At 39.7% G+C, this 1,952-nt stretch carries 2 protein-coding genes; both read right to left on the bottom strand.

Annotation, left to right across the window (positions count from 1 at the left end):
• Positions 1-153 precede the first annotated feature (153 nt).
• Positions 154-1,155 carry an ABC transporter permease gene (locus FKP33_RS26605; RefSeq protein ID WP_141336818.1) on the bottom strand — a complete coding sequence of 334 codons (1,002 nt, stop codon included), beginning with the start codon at positions 1,153-1,155 and terminating at the stop codon, positions 154-156.
• A 49-nt stretch (positions 1,156-1,204) separates the two neighbouring features.
• On the bottom strand, positions 1,205-1,952 hold a 748-nt coding region (locus tag FKP33_RS26600), incomplete at its 5' end, for an ABC transporter permease (protein ID WP_141336817.1).

Here is a 1,952-nt window from a genome sequence, read left to right as displayed (position 1 = left end):
AAATTATAAATTAAATTTTTTGCATGTACAGCTTAACGCGTCCCTGCCCACCATCTAAGATATGCACGGAATAAAATCTTTCTGTCTCACCCCCTTTAAATCAATTTTTAAAAAAATTTCCATTGTTACATACTCGTGAAAAAATCTTGTTCTCTATGAATTTTTCACTTTGCCTTTGAAGTAACCGGCTAAAATGGGTACAGCTACTGCAAGAAGAATAATTAAACCTATAACTATAGTCTCCCAATACGGATTCACATTTTTAAGATTCATAGCATTTTTAATCATAAATAAAATAATGGCTCCGAGTGCAGTTCCGATTAAGGTTCCTTTACCACCAGCTAAAGCTGTTCCTCCGATGATAGCTGCAGCAATAGCCTCTAACTCGTAGCCCTTTCCCATTTCAGGATTTACTGTGGTAAGGCGCGAAGCAAGAAGAACACCTGCTACAGCAGCGGTAAGTCCAGATAGTGCATATACCTTAATACGCAGCATATCGACTTTGATACCCGATATACGAACCGCCTCTTCACTACTTCCCAGCGCAAGAATATGGCGACCAAATTTCATTTTTCGATATATGATTAGGAGCACAATAAGTAGAACAACCGCTACAATAACAGGAAACTGCACTCCAAAAATACGTCCTGAACCAAGAAATTGAAAACCATTTGTCATGTATGAACGGAAAGGAATGGCTCCAGTCCAAACGTATAAGATACCTCGTAGAATAATCATCATTGCTAAAGTAGCCATAAAAGGAGATAAAAATAATTTAGTAATGGTAAGCCCATTTACTGCACCTATGAATAAACCAAGGAGTAAAGCAGCTGCAACAGCTATGACAACATGAACATCCTGTTTAAGTAACCATGCAACCATTCCACCACATATACCACATATGGATCCAACCGATAAATCAATACCGCCTGTTGAAAGGACAAAAGTCATACCGAATGCCAATATCATGACGAAAGAAGCTTGTTGTAACACGTTTAAAAGATTTGTATGAGTTAAAAAATTTCCCGAGACAAATGACATTACTACTATGATTACTCCTAGGACAATGGAGAGGCCCAGGAGGTGTCGATCGATTTTTAATGGAAACCCAAATCCGTTTTGCCTATCAATCGTTTCTAAACCTTTATATTCCAATTTCACACCCTCCTCTGAAGTCTCTTTATTATTGATGTTAGGGCTCAAATCAGTTTTTTGCAGCTAAATAACGTTCAATAGCTACTGCAATAATAATGATTAGCCCAGTAATGATTAAACGATAAAACTGGTTCACGGAAAGGAGATCCAAGCCGTTTGACACAAGTCCAAGTATGAGAGCACCAATAGCCACCCCAACCACACTTGCCTTGCCGCCAAACAAACTTGTACCGCCAATGACTGCTGCAGCGATAGCATTTAGCTCATATTCAGATCCCATTAATGGCTGCACTGACGTTAGACGTGAAGTCAGCAGGATACCAGCTACTGCAGCAAGTAATCCCGAAAGTGCATACACACTTATTTTGATTCTATCAGTAGACACACCAGATAAGCGTGCTGCTTCTGTATTGGAACCTGTAGCTATAACAAAACGTCCATAACTGGTAGATTTGAATATAAAATACAATAACAGGAAAATGACCAATGTGATCAAGACTGGCATCGGAATTCCCAGTACTTTTCCCTGAGCAAGAAATGCAAATTCTGGAGTGACAAAATTACGAACGGGTTCATCTTTAGTGAGCAGGAATAACAGTCCCCGTGCCATATAGAGCATGGAAAAGGTCACTAAAAAGGCCGAAATTCCTAGTTTAGTAATTATGAGTCCATTGATGGTACCAATTAGTACACCTACAAATAATCCTGCCAAGATCGCGATCCACATGTTTGAACCACTCATCATTAGCCAACCGGTAACTCCCCCGGCGAGTCCAAGAACGGACCCCACTGATAAA

The organism is Paenibacillus sp. tmac-D7 (genome assembly GCF_006519665.1).
In the GTDB taxonomy this organism is placed as follows: domain Bacteria; phylum Bacillota; class Bacilli; order Paenibacillales; family NBRC-103111; genus Paenibacillus_G; species Paenibacillus_G validus.
This window is presented reverse-complemented; position numbering and strand designations above follow the sequence as displayed.